The 20,616-nt window shown below is 64.1% G+C and carries 16 protein-coding genes; 4 read left to right on the top strand and 12 right to left on the bottom strand.

Translation table 11 applies throughout. From position 1 onward, the window contains the following. Positions 1–260 precede the first annotated feature (260 nt). The 3 genes from AC56LV_RS19705 (at position 261) to AC56LV_RS19695 (ending at position 1,517) form a co-directional block, all read left to right on the top strand. Entirely contained in the window at positions 261–758 is a 498-nt protein-coding gene (locus tag AC56LV_RS19705; protein WP_183557350.1) for a hypothetical protein, read from the top strand. A 190-nt stretch (positions 759–948) separates the two neighbouring features. After that, positions 949–1,227 (top strand): type II toxin-antitoxin system RelE/ParE family toxin, encoded by a 279-nt coding sequence (locus AC56LV_RS19700; protein WP_499560099.1) that lies wholly within the window; start codon positions 949–951, stop codon positions 1,225–1,227. A gap of 14 nt (positions 1,228–1,241) precedes the next feature. Then, complete coding sequence (locus tag AC56LV_RS19695) at positions 1,242–1,517, top strand: HigA family addiction module antitoxin (protein ID WP_499560098.1); 276 nt, start codon at positions 1,242–1,244, stop codon at positions 1,515–1,517. Positions 1,518–1,563: 46 nt separating this feature from the next. Here the strand turns inward: AC56LV_RS19695 and AC56LV_RS19690 are convergent, their stop codons facing one another. The 12 genes from AC56LV_RS19690 to AC56LV_RS19635 all read right to left on the bottom strand — a co-directional run bounded on the left by AC56LV_RS19690 (position 1,564) and on the right by AC56LV_RS19635 (position 20,088). Beyond that, the gene (locus AC56LV_RS19690) at positions 1,564–2,427 is read right to left on the bottom strand and encodes a MipA/OmpV family protein (protein WP_499560097.1); all 864 of its coding nucleotides are present in this window, start codon (positions 2,425–2,427) and stop codon (positions 1,564–1,566) included. A 101-nt stretch (positions 2,428–2,528) separates the two neighbouring features. Next, complete coding sequence (locus tag AC56LV_RS19685) at positions 2,529–3,602, bottom strand: S1/P1 nuclease (protein WP_499560096.1); 1,074 nt, start codon at positions 3,600–3,602, stop codon at positions 2,529–2,531. Between the two features lie 15 nt (positions 3,603–3,617). Next, positions 3,618–5,303, bottom strand: a complete 1,686-nt coding sequence (locus tag AC56LV_RS19680; protein WP_499560095.1) for a bifunctional metallophosphatase/5'-nucleotidase — start codon at positions 5,301–5,303, stop codon at positions 3,618–3,620. 202 nt (positions 5,304–5,505) lie between these two features. Further along, on the bottom strand, positions 5,506–8,925 hold the full coding sequence (locus AC56LV_RS19675; RefSeq protein ID WP_499560094.1) for a TonB-dependent receptor: 3,420 nt from the start codon (positions 8,923–8,925) through the stop codon (positions 5,506–5,508). A 511-nt stretch (positions 8,926–9,436) separates the two neighbouring features. After that, on the bottom strand, positions 9,437–10,930 hold the full coding sequence (locus tag AC56LV_RS19670) for an adenosine deaminase (protein ID WP_499560093.1): 1,494 nt from the start codon (positions 10,928–10,930) through the stop codon (positions 9,437–9,439). 249 nt (positions 10,931–11,179) lie between these two features. After that, positions 11,180–12,484, bottom strand: a complete 1,305-nt coding sequence (gene guaD / locus AC56LV_RS19665; RefSeq protein WP_499560092.1) for a guanine deaminase — start codon at positions 12,482–12,484, stop codon at positions 11,180–11,182. Continuing rightward, positions 12,484–13,476 (bottom strand): xanthine dehydrogenase accessory protein XdhC, encoded by a 993-nt coding sequence (gene xdhC / locus AC56LV_RS19660; RefSeq protein ID WP_499560227.1) that lies wholly within the window; start codon positions 13,474–13,476, stop codon positions 12,484–12,486. Before xdhC ends, guaD begins: the two co-directional genes overlap by 1 nt. 2 nt (positions 13,477–13,478) lie before the next feature. Further along, positions 13,479–15,812 carry a xanthine dehydrogenase molybdopterin binding subunit gene (gene xdhB, locus AC56LV_RS19655; protein ID WP_499560091.1) on the bottom strand — a complete coding sequence of 778 codons (2,334 nt, stop codon included), beginning with the start codon at positions 15,810–15,812 and terminating at the stop codon, positions 13,479–13,481. A gap of 10 nt (positions 15,813–15,822) precedes the next feature. After that, positions 15,823–17,292, bottom strand: coding sequence for a xanthine dehydrogenase small subunit (gene xdhA / locus AC56LV_RS19650; protein ID WP_499560090.1), 1,470 nt, complete (start codon positions 17,290–17,292; stop codon positions 15,823–15,825). A gap of 203 nt (positions 17,293–17,495) precedes the next feature. After that, on the bottom strand, positions 17,496–18,449 hold the full coding sequence (gene puuE, locus AC56LV_RS19645; RefSeq protein ID WP_499560089.1) for an allantoinase PuuE: 954 nt from the start codon (positions 18,447–18,449) through the stop codon (positions 17,496–17,498). An 86-nt stretch (positions 18,450–18,535) separates the two neighbouring features. Further along, entirely contained in the window at positions 18,536–19,708 is a 1,173-nt protein-coding gene (locus AC56LV_RS19640; protein WP_499560088.1) for a hypothetical protein, read from the bottom strand. Continuing rightward, positions 19,708–20,088 (bottom strand): response regulator, encoded by a 381-nt coding sequence (locus AC56LV_RS19635; protein WP_499560087.1) that lies wholly within the window; start codon positions 20,086–20,088, stop codon positions 19,708–19,710. Before AC56LV_RS19635 ends, AC56LV_RS19640 begins: the two co-directional genes overlap by 1 nt. Positions 20,089–20,262: 174 nt before the next feature. Between AC56LV_RS19635 and uraH the strand changes: the two genes are divergently transcribed. Continuing rightward, complete coding sequence (gene uraH / locus AC56LV_RS19630) at positions 20,263–20,616, top strand: hydroxyisourate hydrolase (RefSeq protein WP_499560086.1); 354 nt, start codon at positions 20,263–20,265, stop codon at positions 20,614–20,616.

Here is a 20,616-nt window from a genome sequence, read left to right as displayed (position 1 = left end):
TCACCTTCTCCACCACATGAAACGCCGGGTTCGCCCGGCGTTTTTTTATGGATGCGCTGTCAACGTAGGGTGGACGGCTGCGCCGTCCACGCGTTCAACCATGTCGCGCAGTGAAGGTGTCATCAAACTGCGACCGAGCACCAGGAGCATGTGGGCAACCTGCAACAACGTGAAAAAATGGAATCGTGCGCGCAAGAGGATTTGTTCTCTTATCTTAGTATGTGCAATATCATTTTTTTAACAGCCAAGGAATTATTGTAATGAAGACTGTCTCCGTACGCCTCCTGTCCAGCCTGGTCCTGATGGCCGCTTCGTTCTCGGCCTCGGCCGGTCCGAACGTGGTCAAGGCGCTTGAAGTCAAAGGCGTATTCAATGAAAAGGTGGGGCCTGCGCCGCAATGTGCGTCCACCCTCGGCGGCAAGCTTGCCGGCCACGGTGAGACGGCTGAAGGAACGCCGGTCGCGTTCGTGGGCGGTGATTGCTTCGCCCAGTCCGGCACGACCTTCACCTTCAGCAAGGGCAAGTTCATCCTGCTGTATCCAAACGGCGACCAGATTTTCGCCGACTACAGTGGCCAGTTCGTCCCTACAGGCGCAGGCACTGCCTACGTCATGAACGGTGGCACCTTCACCATCACGGGCGGCTCCGGCACCTATTTTCACGCAACCGGCGGCGGCTCGCTGAGCGGCACTGAAGACTTGTCGAACGGCGCCGGTACGATCGGGTTGTCGGGTCGTGTTTCTTACAAGCCGAAGTAATCGCTGAAACTGCGCCGAGCGACGCTGATACTGCGTCGTGACGGCCTGAGGGAAAAGAGCGGCATGTAAAAGAGCGGCGGATATCCCGCTCTTTTACGTGCCGCTCTTTTTCTTGACCATGCCCGATGATATGACTGACAGGTCATGACAGGGATTGTATCTTGTAGCGATACAAGATACTATACATCGCATGATCAGAACCTTCAGGCACAAAGGGTTGCAACGCTACTTCGAGACCGGAAACAAAGCCGGGATCCAGGCTTCGCACGCAGCAAGACTGCGCCTTCAATTGGCCGCCCTTGATCAGGCAACCCGTCCGGAAGACTTGTCGGCGCCGGCATGGGCACTTCACCCATTAAAAGGTGGCCTCAAGGGGCATTGGGCAGTGACAGTCAGCGGTAACTGGCGACCGATTTTTGCATTCGATGGCACCGACGCCATCCTCTTTGACTACCTTGACTACCACTAACTTCAGGAGAAAAAATGACTCGTATGCATAATCCGCCGCATCCGGGAGAGGTGCTTCGGGAGTACCTGGGAGAGATGACGATCACGGAGGCGGCGGCGCGGCTGGGGGTCAGCCGTGTCACCTTGCAGCGTGTTGTCAACGGCGCAGCAGGTGTGTCGCCCGATATGGCCTACCGGCTCGGCAGCGCACTGAATACCAGCCCCGAACTTTGGGCAGGCATGCAGCTGCAATACGATTTATACCAGGCCGGAAAAATCGAACGGACCAACGTCCAGCGCATTGCAGCGTAAGACGTGCACCACACATTCACCAAACACCGGCCTTGCCCGCGTTACGTCATGGCGTCACCGGATCGACCGGCTCGAAGCCCGCCGCGCGGCGGCTCGAGCGCGCCAGCGTCCAGGCGAAGCCGATGCCGGCCGACGTGCCCGAATTCTTCAGGTGCAGCGGGCTATCGCGGTTGGCGCTGCCAGCGTACGACTCGTAGCGCACGTAGCCGAACAGGCGCACGTCGGGATTGAGCTGGCGCGTCGCAAAGAGGCCCACGCGCGCCAGCACCAGGCCGGCGTCGGCGCTGTAGGCGTCGCGGCTGGCGGTCGCATACTGCGGCGCGACTTCATAAAAATAGCGGTTGATGCGCTTGTCGCCAAACACGACCGACGTGTTGGCTTCGAACGACCACAGGCCGCGCTCGCCGCGCGTCTCGTAGGCCAGCTTCGGCTCGAACGTCCAGCCCTGACGGCGCAGGCCGCCCCGCGCTTCGATCACGGCGCGCAGTGGCAGTTCGGCGCGCAATCGGCTCGTCGCGTCGATATCGGCCACGCGAATTTTCAAACGCGGACCGAATTCGAACAGCGCGCCCAGATCCGGCATGCCGGCACGTACCTCGACGTCGTCCGAGTCCGACGGCAAGGCACCTGACAAGCCGACGTCGAATTCAAGCCGATCAGAGCGGAACAGACGCGCACCGATACCCGACTGGTCAGCGCGCAGCACTTCCCCGCGATACAGCAAAAACGGGATGGGCAGGACGCGGGTGGTGCGGTCGTCGGCGCCGGGATACGCCGGCGTGCTCAGGGCAGCGGCGCCAAGGCCGAATTCCCACAGTGGCAGGCTGGCGCCGGTGGGGGTTTGCGCGTGAGCGTGGAGTGCGGGGAACAGGCAGGCTGCCGCGATGGCGGCCTTCAGTGGGACATGCATGGGGCCTCGGGAGTCTGGTCAGGGGATGACCGGATTCTATCCGAGGCCGTGCCAAAAGTGCACCGCGCGCGCGAACAATCCGCGCGCTGCATGCCGTGGGCTTACGGCCAGATTGCCTGCAGCATCGCGGCCAGGTTATACCCGCCCTTGATCAGCTGGGTCTTGGCGATGTCGGAGCTCGGCACCGGATAATTGGCCGGCACTTCGAGCGCGAAGGTGTAGTAGGTCTCGCCCTTCTTGCCCGTCTGCGGCGTCAGCTTGCCCGGCACCACGTCGGCATACGCCAGCTTGGCGGATTTGAGGCCGTCTTCCACCCACTGCACGGGCCAGGTGGCCACGTCGCCCTTGGCTTTCGCGACCAGCGGCGCGCTGGCGATTGCCACGTCCGCGAACTGCTCCGGCGTGCGCGTCTTGACGCGGCGGAAGGCGTAGTCGACCGTCGTGCTGTCCCAGTACGAGTGGAACGGCTTGGTCAACGCCTTCGGCACGCCCTCCTTGACGACGACCGGCGCATCGCCCGCTTCTGCAGCAGGAATCACCCCTTTGGACAGCGCTGCCAGTTTCTCGTCATCGAGCAGCAGGTTGTTGCCGCCGCGCGAATCGAACACGAGCGCGTCGTCGATCTCGGCGCGCGATTTCGGCACGATGAACTTGCCGTCCTTGCTGACGAACGCCGAACCCACGTGCAGCGGCTGGTGGATGTCGCCGGCAAAGTGCGCCAGCAGGATCAAGGCCTGGCGCCTGGTGAACTTGTGCGGGTTCAGCGCCGGATCGGTCTTGCCCTGCAAGACAGCGATGCACTGCTCCAGCGTCTGCACGATGTCGACATCGCTCGTACCCACACCATGCTCGTGATAGTGATCGAGCTGGAACGGCACGTTGGTGTAGTGATATTCGCTGTGGCGCGGATTGCCTTCGACGTATTCGACCATCTCGGGCGTCTGCGGGCCGCAATACGTGCCCTTGACGCAGTCGGCCCAGTTGGCGACCGACGCCAGCGATTCACCCGGCTGCAACAGCAGCGCGATCTGCTTTTGCGCGTTGGTCCCCTTGAGCAGCTTGTCGGCGATCGAGCCGACGGCGCGGTGGCCGTCGCGGCCCCAGGCGGCGGCGTCCGATGCACCCAGTAATCCAAAGGCGCTGGTGAGCGCCAGCACGCATGCGAGTTTTTTCATGATGGTTTGATGGTCTTAATTGAGGCGCACGATGCGCGGGGTAGCCGGGGCCAGCGCGGCGCCCTGCCCTTCGAGTTTTTTCAGGTAGGCGATGAAGCCATCCAGGTCGCGCAGGCCGGTATCGATGCGCTGCGTGCCCAGTGCGAATTCCGGATAGCCGTCGCTGCCTTCGGCCAGGAAGTTGTTCAGTGCCAGGCGATATGTCGCAGTATCAACCAGCGGCTTGCCATCGAGCTTGATGCTGCCCGGCACCAGCCGGGTGCCGGCCGGCCGCTTCGCGTCCCACGTGTAGGTAAAGTTTTGCGAGACTTGCAGCACACTGGACGTGACGTTCGGGCCTTCGGGCCACTGGCGCTCGAGCAGGTTGCGGATCTGCGCGCCGGTCATGTTCATCACGACGGTCGTGTTTCCGAACGGGAGCACGGCCTGTGCCTGGCCGAAGTTGACGGTCTTGTCGGCGCCTGCTTCGAGGTCACGCCGCACGCCACCATTGTTCATGAACGCGAACTGTGCGCCCAGGCTGCGCGCAGAGTCCAGCGCCGCATCGGCCACCAGGTTGCCGAGGGGCGATTCACCCGCGTCGTTATTCTTGCGCAGCAGCGGCGCGACGGCGATCTTGGCGATCGGGCGCGTCAATGCGGCTTCGCTGCGCTCTTTCACTTGCGCGACATACGCGACGATCTTCGGATCGGCCGGATACTCGCCCGGCTTCATCACGACGTTGGCAACGGTCAGGTTCGACACCGCGCCGGTGCTTGGTTCGACCTGCATCGACACGCGCGTGAGCAGGTGGCCAGCCGTATCGGCCTGGGTCACAACGCGGCCATCGACGTCGCACAGATAGCCCTGATGCGAGTGCCCGGTCAGCACCAGCTTGACCGACGGGTCGATCTTCTGAACCACCGGGACGATGTCGCCCGTCAGCTTGCTGCAACCGGCTTGCAACGGCGACTCGACCGTGCGGCCGCCCTGGTGCACGAGGGCCACGATGACCTGGGCGCCGGCCGCGCGCATCGCTGGCAGCGCGTTGTTGACCGCCTCGGCTTCGTCACCGAAGCGCAAGCCCGCGATGCCCGACGCGACGACCATGTTCGGCGTATCGCGCAGCACCACGCCGACCAGGCCCACCTTGATGCCCTTGACGGTTTCGATGGTGAAGCCGGGGATGATCGGCTTGCCGGTGACCTTGTCGATCACGTTCGCGCCCAGGTACGTGAATTTGGCGCCGCCGAAATTCGGGGTCAGCTTGCAGGCCTTGGTCGGGTGCGGCGAATCGCAGCCGCCGTTCTGCTGGCGCAGCAGTTCCTTGCGGCCGCCGTCGAATTCGTGGTTGCCTACCGCGCTCGCGCGCAGGTTCAGCATGTTCATCACTTCGATCGTCGGCTCGTCGGCCCACAGCGACGACAGCGCCGGGCTGGCGCCGACGATGTCGCCGGTCGACACCAGCAGCAACTCCTTGTCTTCCTTGCGCCAGGCCTGCAGGGCCGCAGCCACGGCTTCGGCGCCGCCGGCGCGCATGACCTGGTCCTTGCCGTCGGCCCCCTTGAGCACATAGCGGCTTGGTTCCAGGTTGCCGTGGAAGTCATTGAGCGACACGAGGTTGATGGTGACCGGACCCTGGGGCGCGGTCACGCAGCCGGCCAGCAGCAGCGCAACGGTGAGTGTGGACAGACGGGCGCTTGCGCGACGCGAGACGATCATGAAAAACACCTTTTATGGAATCGGGCCGGGGTGGCCGGCACCCGAAGGACGGGGCTTGGATAAGCGCAACAGCAGGCATTATCCCATGCCGCCTGTGCGCAGGAAATCCTTACAGCAGCAGGGCTGCGGACTTTTTTGATGAAAAAACGGCCGGTGTTTCCACCGGCCGTTCTGACTACCTCATGCTACGAATTGGCGCTGCTTAGAATTCGTAACGCAGGGTTGCCTGGATGGCCCACTGCGACTCGCCCTTAGCTTGCTTCAGGTCCTGACGCTCGACGTCGTTACGCACGACGTAGACATAACGACCTTGTGCATCGATACCAGCGACGTCGACGAAGCTGCGTGCCTGGCCACCGGAGCCCTGGAAGCTGATCTCTTCGGTACGGCCCCATTTCTTGTTCAGCAGGTTACCGAAGTTCATGAAGTCGAGCGAGAAGGTCGCCTTGTTGCGTGCGAAGATGCCCGGGATTTCCTGGCTGATGCGCACGTCGAAGGTGTTGACCCATTCAGCGGTCGAGTTGTTACGCTTGACGACACCACCGGCAGCCTTGCTCAGGCCCTTGTTCGCATTGACGACGTCCCAGAAGCGCTGCTCGTTGGCACGGTTGGTGGCGGTGTCACCTGCGAACGTGACTTCGTTCGAACCGAAGGCGGTCGGGATGTACATCAGGTCGTTACCGGCCAGATTGTCACCGTTCATGTCGTTGTTGAACGTCCAGCTGTATGGACGGCCTTCACGACCTTCGTAGAAGACGCCCAGACGCGTGTTGTAGCCTTCGAAGAATTTCTTCTGGAAGTTCATCAGCGCATTGACGCGGTTCTTGATGGCGTAGCTCGAAGTCGCGGCGACTTCTTCGTTCGGGTTGAACGACGAACGGCCGTTGAAGTTCGAGTTGGCCACCGACGACGTCAGCGGCGAGACTTCGGTCGCATCGGTGTAGGTGTACGCCACCGACCAGCCAAAGCCCTTGGTCATCGGCTGCGACAGCGACATGGTCAGCACTTTCGCGTCGCCCTTGTCGGTATCACGCGCCACCAGCACGTTGTTGAAGCTGCGGTTGCTCAGCGAACGGTTGACCGCGCCGCAGCTGGTGATGATGTTCGCCGTGTTGTTCGACACGCCGTAGCACGCCGTGCTCAGGCCGGCTGCGTTCCAGAACAGCGGACGGCCATCCGAACCGTTGCGCGTTGCTGCGCCCAGGTTCAGGTGTTCGTAGTAGATGCCGTTCTTGTTCTTGGTGTACAGCGCTTCGGCGCCGAAGACCAGGCCGTACCATGGCAGTTCGGTGTCGAACGCCAGGTTGGTTTTCCAGATCGATGGCTGACGGAAGCTTGGATCCAGGAAGTTGACGTCTGCGGCCGGAATCGCGCCGGAAATGGCAGGCTGGGCGTCAGGATTGAAGCTGGTCAGGCCGCCGGTGGTCGGGCAGCGGGTTGCGCCGGTGCCCGAGCAGCTGATCGTGGCGGTAGCCACGCCGGTGCCCGAGAACGGGTTCGACATCCACACCGTGGCTGCCGCACCCTGGAACAGGCCGAAGCCGCCGCGGATCTGGGTCGGACGTGGCGACTTGTCGAAGCGGTAGTTGAAGCCGAAACGTGGCTGGATCAGGTCGGTACCGTCGATGGTGCGGGTGTTGTCCAGACCGAAGCCGCCGGACTGGCGCACGCCGGTGGCCGGGTTGCCGGCCACCAGTGGCTGGGCAGCAGCGGTGTTGGCCAATGGACGGCCGCCGACATCGTTACGGTCGTAACGCACGCCGTAGGTCAGGGTCAGCTGGTCGTTGACGGTCCAGGTGTCTTGCAGGAACAGGCCGGTGTTCTTGGTGCTGAACTCGGCGACCGCATCGTTCAGCGACGCGCCTGGCAGCGCGCGCTGCTGGCTGTAGCTCAGTGGGCGACCCTTCTGGAAGTTCTCCAGCACGGCTTGCTGCACTTGTGCATTGGTTGCGCGTGCGCAGCTTGGCAGTGCACCGAAGCTGTAGAAGTTCGCGTCCGCCGAATCCAGGCAGGCGTAGGTGTACGAGCCGTTGATACCCTGCAGGAACGCGTTGTAGACATCGTTCTTGGTGTAGTCGGCACCGAACTTCATTTCATGGTCGCCCACGATCCAGTTGGCGCCGGCGTACAGGTCCTTGGTCTTGTTGCGCAGCACGTTGTTGTGACGGCTGAACTCGGTACCGAAGTTGATGTTACGGTTGGCGGTCGACAGGCCGCTTGGTGCGTCAGCCGGCAGTGCGCCGCTGAACTGCAGGGCCATCGATGGCGTGCGGGTCGCGTTGACCGGGACCGAATCGTAATCGCGGTTCGAGAACTTGAACTCGGTCGAGAAGTTCGGGGTCCAGTCCGAGAACAACTGGGCCACGGTGGTCTCGATCGACTTGCCCTGGTTGTAGAAGCTCGACGACAGGCCGACACCGGTGGCCGAGAAGCCCGGGTAGAACGGCTCGCCCTGTTCGGTCTTGGCGTAACGCAGGTTGGCGCGGTGTTCGTCGGTGATGTTCCAGTCGAACTTCACCAGGCGCTCTTTCGAGGTCAGCATCGAGCCGCTCGGTACGGCGGTGCTGCCGATGTCGACGCCGTAGGTCTGCTGGGCGATGCGCTGGGCTTCCGAGATGGCCGACTGGCTGATGCCGACGGTGGTGCCGGCGCCGCTGCCGATGGCGCCGAACTCAGGGCTCGAACGCGAGCTCTCGAAGTTTTCGGCCAGAGCGTAGATGAACAGCTTGTCCTGGATCAGCGGACCCGATGCCCAGACACCCTTGGTGGTTTCCTTCGACTTCGGCGCGTCGGTGTAGACGTCCGTGATCGGGTTGTAACGGTCGCCCGACAGGTTGTCGTTGCGGTACACGTAGTACACGCCGCCACGATAGGTGTTGGTACCCGACTTGGTCACGGCGTTGATGTTTGCGCCGGTGTAGCCCTTCTGAGTGACGTCGTAGTTGGCGACGTTGACCTGCACCGACTGGATCGCTTCGATCGAGATCGGCTGACGCGCGGTCGGGCTGCCATTGGCTTCCAGGCCGAAGGTGTCATTGATCGCGACGCCGTCGATGGTGGTCGAGTTGTAGCGCGAGTTCTGGCCGGCGACCGAGATTTCGCCGCGGTCCTTGTCGGTCTGCGACACGCGCGGGTCGGCACGCGCATAGTCTTGCAGGTTACGCTGGATCGATGCCTGGGTCTGGAGCTGGGTGTTGCTGATGGCGGTGCCCGCACCCATATTGTTGCTCGTGAAGACTTCCGAACGCGATGCGGTACCGGCGATGGTCACGGTCTGCACGCCCAGGGTGGCGTCGACTTCGGCGGTCTGCGCCAGGTCGAGGAAGACGTTGTTGCGGGTTTGGGTGATGCCGTCTTTGGTGATAGTGATGGTGTAAGGACCACCCACGCGCAGGCCACGTGCAACGTAGCGGCCTTCAGCGTCGGTTACGACATTGCTGACAGATCCCGACTCGGTGTGCAGGATCTGCACTTGCGCGCCGGCAGCCGGCTGACCCGAGACGTTCGAGATACGGCCACCGACGGCCGAAGTGGTGTTCTGTGCGAACGACGGCGACGCCGCCAACGCAACTGACAAAGCCAGCGCCAACTTGGTGAGCCGGATCTGCTGCTGAGTGATCATTGATTACCCCAAAAAGAACTTCAAAGTTGTTTGTTGGACGTCCGACGGACGTCCTCCCCTGCTTTACTGCGTGTTGTATTCGTCGTGCCGCGCCAGTGATTCAGCCGGCAAGCGGCTGCGATTGTATCGGTACAATGTTTCAACAAAATGACACGATGTGTGGTTTGATTTACAGCAGAATTGCGCCAATATGCATCAGCGTTTTCAGCCCGACAAATTCAATTTGGCTTGGCTATTCAGAGCTTTTTCGTATAAATCACCCCGCCGACGTTGTCGTTACGCGACAAAAATCGTGTCATTTGGCGTGCTTTATGACATGGCGGAATTATATGCGTGGCATTCCACGGTGAAATTTTTTCAGCAAAAAATCAGTAGAACCAGCGGTGCAACACAGAATTGTGTAGCGAGAAGACGACAAACCTTTCTTCCCGGTTAACTTAGTGCCGAAAAGTCGAAGGTTGTTTATGACAGGGAGGCGATCCGGCGAGCGCCGGATCGGGGATGACACACTTTATTTCGCGCGCGCTGCCTGGGTCGCCATGGCAGCGACCTGCGCCTCGAATCGGGCGTAGCGCCCATCGAGCTGTTTTGTTAAGCGTTGCTTTTCTGCCACAGACAGGAAGGCGTAGCGGATGCTGTTGTACGACGCTTTCTTGATTTCCGCGTAAGAAGGCTTGAACTGGCTGGCAAATTGCACGTACTCGTGCGACAGCGTATGGCGGGTCACGCCGGCGTCGTCGGTCGAAATCACGTACGGCACGCCATACTTGCGGTACAGGTGGATCGGATGATCCGCGCCAGCCACGCCGCTGATGAACGCGTTCGAGGTCAGGTTGATCTCGACCGGAATATCCTTCTCGCGCATCGTCTTGATGATGGCCGGTGCGTTGGCTTCATGCGCCAGGTCCAGGCCATGGCCGATGCGGTCGGCGCCGGCAATGCCCAGGGCGCTGTCGATGTGGAACTTCAGGCCTTCCGGTGGCACTTCGCCCAGCGCCAGCTCGCCCGCATGCATCGCCACTTTCACGTCCGGGTACACCGTTTTCAGGAAGCGGAACATCTTCATATGCAGCAGGTAGTCGCGCATCGACACGTGCAGGCTTTCCTGGCCGACGATGTTGACGCCGACGATGCGCCCGCCCTTGGCGGCGGCCTTGAAGCTCGACACCATCGCCGAAAACACCTGCGACGGGCCCAAGAGGCGCAGCGTGTAGTTCTGATAACGCATCGTAAAGCGCTCGTCGTCGATGCCTTCCGAGGCCGCATTGATCTGCGCGACAAAGCTGTCGATCGACGTGTTGTAGGCGGCGTTTGCGTCCAGCGCCGCCAGCTCGGCGCGCAACTGGGCGCCAAGCGCCGCGTCGTCGTTCACGCTGGCGCGGGTGCTCGTATCGAAGGCGGGGTTGGCCACGAACGGCGAGAGCAGGAACATCGTTTCGATGTAGCCGACATTTTCGGCAATGGCGCGCGCCTTGATCTCTTGCAGGCCTTCGCGCAGATTGTCGTTGGCCACCGGGCCGAAGTAGCCGAAGGTGCCGAAGAACAGGCGGTCCGGCGCCGGCTGGATCGCGACGTGGTTGCTGAAATCCTTGTTCGACCAGCGCTTGACCAGCTCGCGCCAGGTGTTTTCGTCGGCATTGACTTGTGCGCCCGACAGGCAGGTGCGTTCAGCCGCCGGTTTGGCGCGCTGGGCGGCGATGGTTGCTTTGTCGGTCTCGATGCGGTAAGTATTCTTGTCGATGCAGAAGCCCTGCTTGTCGACGAAATCGACATAGGTCTCGGCATAGATCGCGCCCGAATAATGGTGGTGCAGATCGCCGCCCTTGGGCATCTGCGTGAAGAACATCGTCAGCTCGGACAGGCGCGGCGTGCTGCCCTCGATCAGGCTGGCGTAATGGCGCGCGGTGGCCGCTTCGTTGGCGGTGACCGATGGCGCCCGGGCCAGGACGGGCGAAGCAACGACGGCCAGCGCCAGCAGCGCACTGCCGGGCAAATACTTGTGCATGGTGAAACTTTCAGGATGGGTGGCAAGCGTCAGACTCTAACGCCTTCGTTCAAGGTTGGCAATATTGCAGCCGGTAGCGTGGACGGCTCCGCCGTCCACGCGGTGATGGTTGGCAGCCAGATCATCCCGCACGAGAACGGCGCCGTTATTCGTAGGGTGGACGGCTCCGCCGTCCACGCGGTGGTGGTTGGCAGCCAGATCATCCGGCACGAACACGTCGCCGGCAACCATCAACACAGCCCAGACAAATCAGCGTACATGCACCTGGCGACCATACGAATACGTCGCAGCTACCGTACGGTCATCCCCCAGCAGCGCCAGCGCGAACAGCAGCTCTTCGAGCGAGTGGCTGTGGCTCGTGCGGCGCGCCATCAGCGGCGTCGCTTCGCGGTCGAGCACCACGAAGTCCGCCTCGAGGCCGGGCGTGAAGCTGCCGATCGTGTCCTCCAGCCCCATCGCGCGCGCCGCGCCCAGCGTGGCGAGATAAAACATGCGCAGCGCCGTCAGGTAGCTGCCCTTCATGCGCGCGACTTTATACGCTTCGTTCATCGTCTGCAGCAGCGAGAACGACGTGCCGGCGCCCACGTCCGTGCCCAGCGACAGCAGCATGCCGGCCTTGTCGGCGCGCTCGAAGTCGAACAGGCCGCTGCCCAGGAACAGGTTCGACGTGGGGCACACGGCAGCGGCCGAGCCGGTGGCCGCCATGCGTGCCATGTCCTCGTCGTCGAGCCAGATGCAGTGGCCGAACATCGCGCGCGGGCGCATCAGGCCATAGCTGTCGTACACGTCCAGATAGCTGCGCGCCTGCGGAAACAGCTCGCCCACCCAGGTGCATTCGTCGCGGTTCTCGGCCACATGGGTCTGGATGAAGGTGTCCGGGTATGCCGCCGCCAGCTCGCCCGTCAGGCGCAGCTGGGCTTCGGTCGATGTCGGCGCGAAGCGCGGCGTGATCGCGTACAGCGCGCGGCCGCGCTTGTGCCAGCGCTTGATCAGCGCTTCGCTCTCGCCCAAATCGCCTTCGAGGTCGCGCAGGAAGTCCGGGCAGTTGCGGTCCATGAGCACCTTGCCGGCCACCATGCGCAGGTTGCGCGCTTCGCTCGCGGCAAAGAACGCGTCAACCGATTGCGGGTGCACGGTGCAGTAGACCATCGCCGTGGTGGTCCCGCAGCGCAGCAGCTCGTCGAGGAAGAAGTCGGCCGTAGAACGGCCATCTGCGTGATCTTCGTAGCGGCGCTCGGTCGGGAAGGTATACGTCTCGAGCCACGGCAGCAGGCCCGGCGCCGGCGAGGCGATCATGTCGGTCTGCGGGTAATGCAGGTGCGTGTCGATGAAGCCGGGGACAATCAGCTTGCCGCGGTAGTCGACGGGTTCGAGGCCCGCAGGCAGCTTGGGCGCGAGCGCGGCGTAGTCGCCAGCGGCCTGGATGCGGCCATCCTCGACGATCAGCAGGCCGTCTTCGTGAAACAGCGCGGCGCCATCGTCGAACGCCGGATCGGCGCGAAAGTGCAGCAGGCTGGCGCGATAGGCCTGCACATTGGGTGATGCAGTGGGCATTACAGGAATTCCGGTTGAGGTTCGGGGTGATGTGCAGCTTCCCACACGGCCAGCAATTGCGCCACACTCGATGCGGCGATCACGGCCGGGGCCTTGCCGGCAATATCGGGCAGGCCGATCGGGCAGACCATATTGGCCAGGCGCGCATCGGCGATGCCGCGCTCGCGCAGACGCGCTTCAAACTGGCTGCGTTTGGTGCCTGATCCGATCAGGCCGAACCAGTCGGGCGTCGCCGGATGCGCGGGGCGCGCCAGGATAGCTTGGCACAGGCGCAGGTCGAGCGCGTGGCTGTGGGTCATGACGAGAAAGCTCGTGCCGGGCGCGGCGTGTGCCACCAGCGCCTCGGGGGTATCGGTCGCCTCGATCGTCACGTTCGGGGGGATGGACGCCGGGAACATGGCGTCGCGTTCGTCGACCCACGTCACACGACATGGCAGCTCGGCCAGCGCACGCACGATGGCGGCGCCCACGTGGCCGGCGCCGAACAGCATCAGGTGCGCGCGCGGCGCAAGGACCGGGTCGAGCAGCCAGCGGCGACCGCCCTCGCCTGCCAGCACGCGGGCTTCAAGTGCGCGTTCGAACGACGGCGCGGCCGGCGTGCCCGCGAGGGGCGCCGCGTCGTCGAACAAGGCCCATTCGCACGCGCCGTCCAGCGCAACGAGGCGCCACGTGTCGACATTGCGGCGCGTGCGCAGCAGGTCAACCTGCGCGGCATCGACACGTTCAAACGCCAGCCAGGCGACACCACCGCAGCATTGGCCCAGGCTCGGGCCCAGCGCAAAACGCTCGAAACGGCGCGCTTCGCCACCCTGCAGCATCGTGCGCGCAATCTCCAGAGCGCGGTGTTCGAGATGGCCGCCGCCGATGGTGTCGTCAAAGTCGTGTGCGCGCACGAGCATCTTTGCGCCCGGCTCGCGCGGCGCCGAGCCCTTCACGGCCGCCACCGTGACCAGCACGGAAGGCACATCGCCTTGGGCGCGCAACCAGTCCATCGTCACGCGCGCACGCCGGCGGCGCCCTCGACGAACGCGATCGCATCCAGAATGGCTTCGCTCGTCGCGGGAGCATTCAGTGGCGGATTGACCCGGTGCCCGCCCACGCTCGAGATGGCGTCGCGCAGCGCGAAGAAGACCGAGAATGGCAACAGCAACGGTGGCTCGCCCACGGCCTTGGAGCGGTGGATGCTGTCTTCGACGTTGGCATTGTCGAACAACGCGATGCGGAAATCCTCCGGGCAGTCCGAGACCGCCGGGATTTTGTAGGTCGACGGCGCATGCGTCATCAGCTTGCCGGCCGGGTTCCACCACAATTCCTCGGTGGTCAACCACCCCATGCCCTGGATGAACGCGCCTTCGACCTGGCCGATGTCAATCGCCGGATTGAGCGAGCGGCCGGCATCGTACAGCGCATCCACGCGCAGCAGCTTCCATTCGCCGGTGAGCGTGTCGACCACCACTTCGGACACTGCCGCGCCATACGCGAAGTACGAGAACGGGCGACCCGTCATCGTCTTCGGATCCCAGTGCAGGCCGGGCGTGGCGTAGAAACCATCTGACCACAATTGCACGCGCGCCAGGTAAGCCTTGGCGACGAGCTCCTCGAACGGCAGCGCCAGGCCCGCGACGAACACGGTGCCGGCGGCGAAGCGCACGTCGCTGGCCGCGCCCCCGTACTGCTGCGCCGCAAATTGCGCGAGGCGCGCGCGGATCTTGCCGGCGGCATCCTGCGCGGCCTTGCCGTTCAGGTCGGCACCGGTCGACGCGGCGGTGGCCGATGTGTTCGAGACCTTGCTGGTATTGGTCGCGGTGGCGCGCACGCGACCGAGTTCAACGCCCAGTTCGTGCGCCACGACCTGCATCACCTTGGTGTTGATGCCCTGCCCCATCTCGGTGCCGCCGTGGTTCACGAGGATGGAGCCGTCCACGTAGACGTGCACCAGCGCGCCGGCCTGGTTCAGGTGCGTGACGTTGAACGCGATGCCGAACTTGAGCGGCGTGAGCGCCAGCCCCTTCTTGAGCACGGGGCTGGTGCGGTTGTAGTCGTCCACGGCCGCGCGGCGCGCGCGGTAGTCGCTGTCCGCTTCCAGCTTGGCCACCAGTTCGGGGATGACGTTGTCGACAATCGTCTGGCCGTAGGGCGTGACGTTGCGATCGGACATACCGTAGAAATTCAGGCGCCGGATATCGAGCGCATCGCGGCCCAGGTTACGCGCGATTTCGTCGAGCACGTATTCGATGGCGATGGCGCCCTGCGGACCGCCGAAGCCCCGAAACGCCGTGTTCGATTGCGTGTTGGTCTTGCCGCAGGCGGCGCGGATGTCGACGTCGGACAGGTAATACGCATTGTCGAAGTGGCAGACGGCGCGCGTGGCCACGGGGCCGGACAGGTCGGCCGAGTAACCCGCGCGAGTGACCATGTCGACCCGCGCGGCCAAAATGCGACCTTCGGCGTCGTAGCCGACTTCGTATTCATAGTGGAAGCAGTGACGCTTGCCGGTGACGAGCATGTCGTCATCGCGGTCGGCGCGCAGCTTGACCGGGCGGCCCGTACGCACTGCAGCAATGGCAGCCGCCGCCGCCCACAGCGCCGACTGCGATTCCTTGCCGCCAAAGCCCCCGCCCATGCGGCGGCACTCGACCGTCACGTGGTGCGAATGCAGGCCGAGCGCATGGGCGATCACGTGCTGCATCTCGCTCGGGTGCTGGGTCGACGAGTACACGTGCATGCCGCGGTCTTCGCCGGGAAGCGCATACGCGATCTGGCCTTCGAGGTAGAACTGCTCCTGCCCGCCCACGTACAGCTGGCCCTTGACCGTGTGCGGCGCGCGCGCGAACGCTGCTTCGGCGTCGCCGCGCGTCAGGCGCATGGGCGGCAGCACGTACGATTGCGCGGCGCGCGCCGCCTGCGGGGTCAGGATCGCCGGCAGGTCCTCATAGGTCACCTGCGCCAGGCGCGCCGCGCGGCGTGCGTTGTCGTGGCTGTCGGCGACGACGATGAAGATCGGCTGGCCCACGTACTGCACGAGGCCATCGGCCAGGATCGGATCGTCGTGGATGATCGGGCCGCAGTCGTTCAGGCCGGGGATGTCGGCGACGGTCAGCACGGCGATCACGCCGGCGCTGGCACGGACCGGCGCCAGGTCGATGGCGGTGATGTGCGCATGCGCGCGGGTCGACAAACCCAGCGCCGCATGCAGCGTGCCGGCCAGCTCGGCGATATCGTCGGTGAAGGTCGCGCCGCCGCGCACGTGCAGCTCGCTCGACTCGTGCTTGCGCGCGCGGCCCACTTCGGCCCAGGCGTCGGTACTCTTGATGCCGCCGTCGTTCATGGTCGTCTCCTCAGGCGCCGGCAAAAGCATTGACTGCCTGCGCGGGCAGCGGATCAAGCAAACGCGTCTCGAGCCAGAAGCGGCGCAGCAGGTTCTGCGCGGTGCGCATCCGGTAGCTGCTCGAGGCCCTGGCATCGGACAACGGCGCGTAGTCGCGGCCCAGCGCCGCCATCGCGCCCGTCAAGACAGTTTCGCTCCACGGCTGGCCCAGCAGCGCGGCTTCGGCCTGCGCGGCGCGCTGTGGCGTTGCGGCCATGCCGCCAAACGCGATGCGGGCATCAACAATCGTCTCGCCGTCGAGCACGATGGCAAACGCGGCGCATACGGCCGAAATGTCCTGGTCGAAGCGCTTGGCCAGCTTGTAGGTGCGAAAGCGCAGGCCTGGACGTGATTGCGGCAGCGGCACGCGCACGGCCTGGACGAATTCACCGGGCTGCAAATCCTTCTTCTGGTAGCCCAGGTAAAAGTCGTCCAGCGCCAGCACGCGCGTACCGGCGCTGCTGGCCAGGACCACCTGGCTGCCCAGCGCGATCATCCATGGCATCGAGTCGCCGATGGGCGAGCCGTTGGCCACGTTGCCGCCCAGCGTACCGGCATGGCGGATCGGCAGCGACGCGAAGCGCTGCCAGAGCTCCGTCAGTTCGGCGGGATAGCGCGCCGCCAGTGCCTGATAAGCGTCCTGCAGCGAGACGCCGGCGCCGATCTCCAGCATGCCGCCCTGTTCGTGCATCGTTTTGAGCTCGGCGACCTGGCCGAGATAGATCACGTCGCCCAGTTCGCGCAGGTGCTTGGTGACCCACAGCCCGACGTCGGTCGAACCGGCCAGCAGCACGGCGGCCGGGTGGTCGGCGCGCAGCACCGCCAGTTCGGCCAGCGTGCGCGGCACGTGGAAATGCTGGCCATGCGCGGCGTACGTGAAGCCGTGGCTGCGCTGCAGCGTGCGCAGGCGCTCGGCCAGCGCAGCGCGGTCGAAGGCAACCGGTGGCAGTTCGACCATGCGGCGCGCAGCGTCGATGATCGGGCGGTAGCCGGTGCAGCGGCACAGGTTGCCGGACAGTGCATCGTTGATCTGGCAGCGCGATGGCGCGCGTCCTTCCTGCTTCAGGTACATCCCAAACAGCGACATCGCAAAGCCCGGCGTGCAAAAACCGCATTGCGAGCCGTGGCATTCGACCAGCGCCTGCTGCACGGGATGGGGCGCGCCGTCGGGTTGTGCCAGGTCTTCGACCGTGAACAGGGCCTTGCCGTCGAGCGTCGGCGTGAACTGGATGCAGGCATTCACCGCGCGCAGCGCCAGTTCGCCATCCTCCAGCGAGCCGATCACCACGGTGCAGGCGCCGCAATCGCCCTCGGCGCAGCCTTCCTTGGTGCCGGTGCAGCGCAAATCCTCCCGCAAGTGCTGCAGGATGGTTTGCGTGGGCTTCACGTCGCGCAGTTCGCGCAGCTGGCCTTGATAAAAGAAGCGGATCGGTTCTGACATGCCTGTCTTTGGTGAGTGGATTGCTGGACGCCAAAGGCGGAAGGCTACCATCCAGGGTCTGCCAACTTATAATCACCGAATGATATTGCTCATATCACGAAGCATATACGCAGGGTGGACGGCTATGCCGTCCACGCGTTCAACTTGCCTTTGCACGCCACAGAGCAAGGTTGATTTGAACGCGTGGGCGGAATCCGCCCACCCTACTTGTGGTCAAGCCAAGGATGCACCATTTTCCAGTGATTGGCGATGTCGATGCGGCGCGTGACCCAGACCTTGTCGTGCCGGCCTACGTAATCAAGAAAGCGCGCCAGCGCTGCCGTGCGGCCCGGGCGCCCCGCCAGGCGGCAATGCAGGCCGACCGACAGCATCTTGGGCTGGTTCAGGCCATCCGGGTCGCCCTCGGCGTACAGCACGTCGAACGCGTCCTTCAGGTAATCGAAGAATTGCGTGCCCGAATTGAAGCCGCCGGCCGAGGCAAAGCGCATGTCGTTGGTATCGAGCGTGTACGGCACCACCAGATGCGGCGTGCGGCGCACCACCCCATCCGGCCCGGCCGCGTCAACCTGCTGCCAGAACGGCAGGTCGTCGCCGTAATGGTCGGCGTCGTAGGCGAAGCCCCCATGCTCGACCACGAGGCGGCGCGTGTTGGGCGAGTCGCGTCCCGTGTACCAGCCCTGCGGCGGCGCCCCCGTCAGGTCGCGGAAAATCGCCACCGCTTCAAGCAGATGCGCGCGCTCGGTGGCTTCGTCGACGTTCTGGTACGAGATCCAGCGCAGGCCGTGGCAGGCGATCTCGTGCCCCAGTTCCTGGAACGCGGCCACCGCTTCGGGATGGCGCGCCAGCGCCTGGGCCACGCCGAACACGGTCAGCGGCAGCTTGCGGTCCTCGAACAGGCGCAGCAGGCGCCACAGGCCGGCGCGCGAGCCGTATTCGTAGAGCGACTCCATGCTCATGTGGCGCGCGGGGAAGGCGCTGGCGCCGACGATCTCGGACAGGAAGGTTTCGGACGCCGCATCGCCATGCAAGACGTTATTTTCAGCGCCCTCTTCGTAGTTGAGCACGAACTGCAGCGCGATGCGGGCCCTGCCCGGCCACTGCGGATGGGGCGGCGTGCGGCCGTAGCCGGCCAGGTCGCGCGGGTAGGAAGTCGGCATGAGCATTCCAGATGGGAGTTTGTCCGATCATATCGTGCCATGCCATGCCTGCAGCAGTCCAGTGTGGATGCCCGGTCTGTCGTTCTCTATGTCACTCGCAACGATTCAACCACCGGTCCCGGGCGCACCCGGCCATCGATGAGGCGTTCCTTGAGCGCAGTGCGCCCGAGTCCCCCTACCGCCCCGACCTCGACGACAAGCGTCGAGCCGGGCGCTGCCTTCTGCAGGGTCGACAGAAAGCCACTGAGCAGGCGGCGCGTCAGCGCCTGCTGATCGTCCAGCACTCTCACGCGTTCGGCGGCACTCCATTCGAACTGCACGCCTGTCAACCGCGCTTCGGTGGCAAGCAGGTCGAGCAGGTCCTGCACGATGTCCGCAAGCGCCAAAGGCTCGGGCTGGGTCGTGCCAGTGCGCTCGAGCGCCAGCAACCGCCAGGTGCGCGCCTGGCGGGCGAACTGCGCACTCATCGCCTTGGAAGTCTGCACCATGGCAGTGACGTCGGCCCCGGCGGCGATCCGGCGCGCCGCGACCTCCATGCGCAGGCGGGCGCTCGTCAGACGTTGCAGCATGTCCTGGCGCAGGCGTTCCAGCGTGTGCTCCATCTCCTGGCCGCTGATGCCGGAGAGCCACTTGGCCAGCAACTCGCATTCCACCGCTTCGGTAGCGCAGAACAGGATGTCACGCACACGATCCGCCGTGGCCAGCGTCCGCACCGACATGCTCAGTACGCCCATCGGACCTTGCGGCCCGGTGATCGGTACACCCTGGCACGTGAAGGCATGGAAGCCCTCGATGAAATGCTCGGGGCCGACCAGTTCCACATAGCCGTTCTCGGCGATGGCGGTGCCAACGCCGTTGGCGCCGGCATGCGCTTCATCGAGCAGAGAGCCCGGCCGCGGGAAGTTTTCATCGGCCATGGTTTCAGTGTCGCCCGTCAGGCACAGCAGACGGCCGTCGGTGTCCGCCAGCATCGCCGCGTGCCGGTTCTCACCTGCCGCTCTGGACAAGGCACCAAGAAAGGGCGCTGTTATCTTGATGAGTTCGTGACGCTCTGCGAGCAGCTGCTGTGTGTCGTGTTCTCCCAGCAGGTCGGCGCGGCCGAGGCGAGGATTGCACCCACTGGCGCGTGCGCGGTTCCATGCTCTGAGCACGTACGGCCGCAGCGTCTCCGGCGCCAGTTCCTGGTGCTGCACGTAGCGTTCCCACACGGCGCGCACCTGCTCGACATCGGGATGAATGACGTTGGACAGAAAGAGCATCAGGCCATTCCTGTACCTGGCCCGCGCGCGCCTGGCAGCAGGCGCCGCATCAGCCGGACCATCTGGTCGAGCTCGAATGGCTTCGACAACGCCTCATCAAAGCCGGCAGCCGCCGATTCAGCAGCCAGGCTCGCCATGGCCGACACCAGTACTGCAGGCGCCGTCAACCCGCATTCCCGCATCTCCTTGAGGGTCTGCGAGCCGTTCAACCATGGCATGCGATAGTCGAGCATGACCAGATCCGGGCTCAACCCATCACAGATGGCGGCCACGGCTTGCCGAGGGTCATCGTGCGTTGACACCCGAAAGCCTTCAGTTTCAAGCAGCCATGCGACGCTCTCGAGCAAATCCAGCTCGTCGTCTACGATCAATACGTGCAATTTGCCTGTCATCCCTCATGATACACCCGCTTACCATGATTTAACTCAGCGCTCATACCGACACGCGGCATTGCTGCTCTATGCATGCGGCCGGCGCGCCTTGGCGGAACTACATGTTTCGTCACCAACTTGGTGCGCGTTATGATGAGCCACCACAAGAAAGGGAGGACACCCATGGGCAAACTCACCACCCACGTACTTGACACCGCGCACGGCTGCCCCGGCGCCGGCATCACCGTCGAGCTGTACGCGATCGACGCGGCCCGCCGCACGCTGCTCAAGGCCGACGTGACGAACGACGATGGCCGCTGCACCACGCCACTACTTGAGGCAGCAACAATGCAGCCCGGCCAGTACGAGCTGGTGTTTCATGCAGGGGACTATTACGCGGCGCGCGGCGTGGCCTTGTCCACCCCGCGCTTTCTGGACCGGATCACGCTGGGCTTCGGCATCGCTGCCACGGACCAGAATTACCACGTGCCGCTGGTGATGACGCCCTGGTCGTACTCGACCTACCGGGGCAGTTAA

The sequence above is a fragment of the Telluria sp. RB2R28 genome (assembly GCF_059685835.1).
This window is presented reverse-complemented; position numbering and strand designations above follow the sequence as displayed.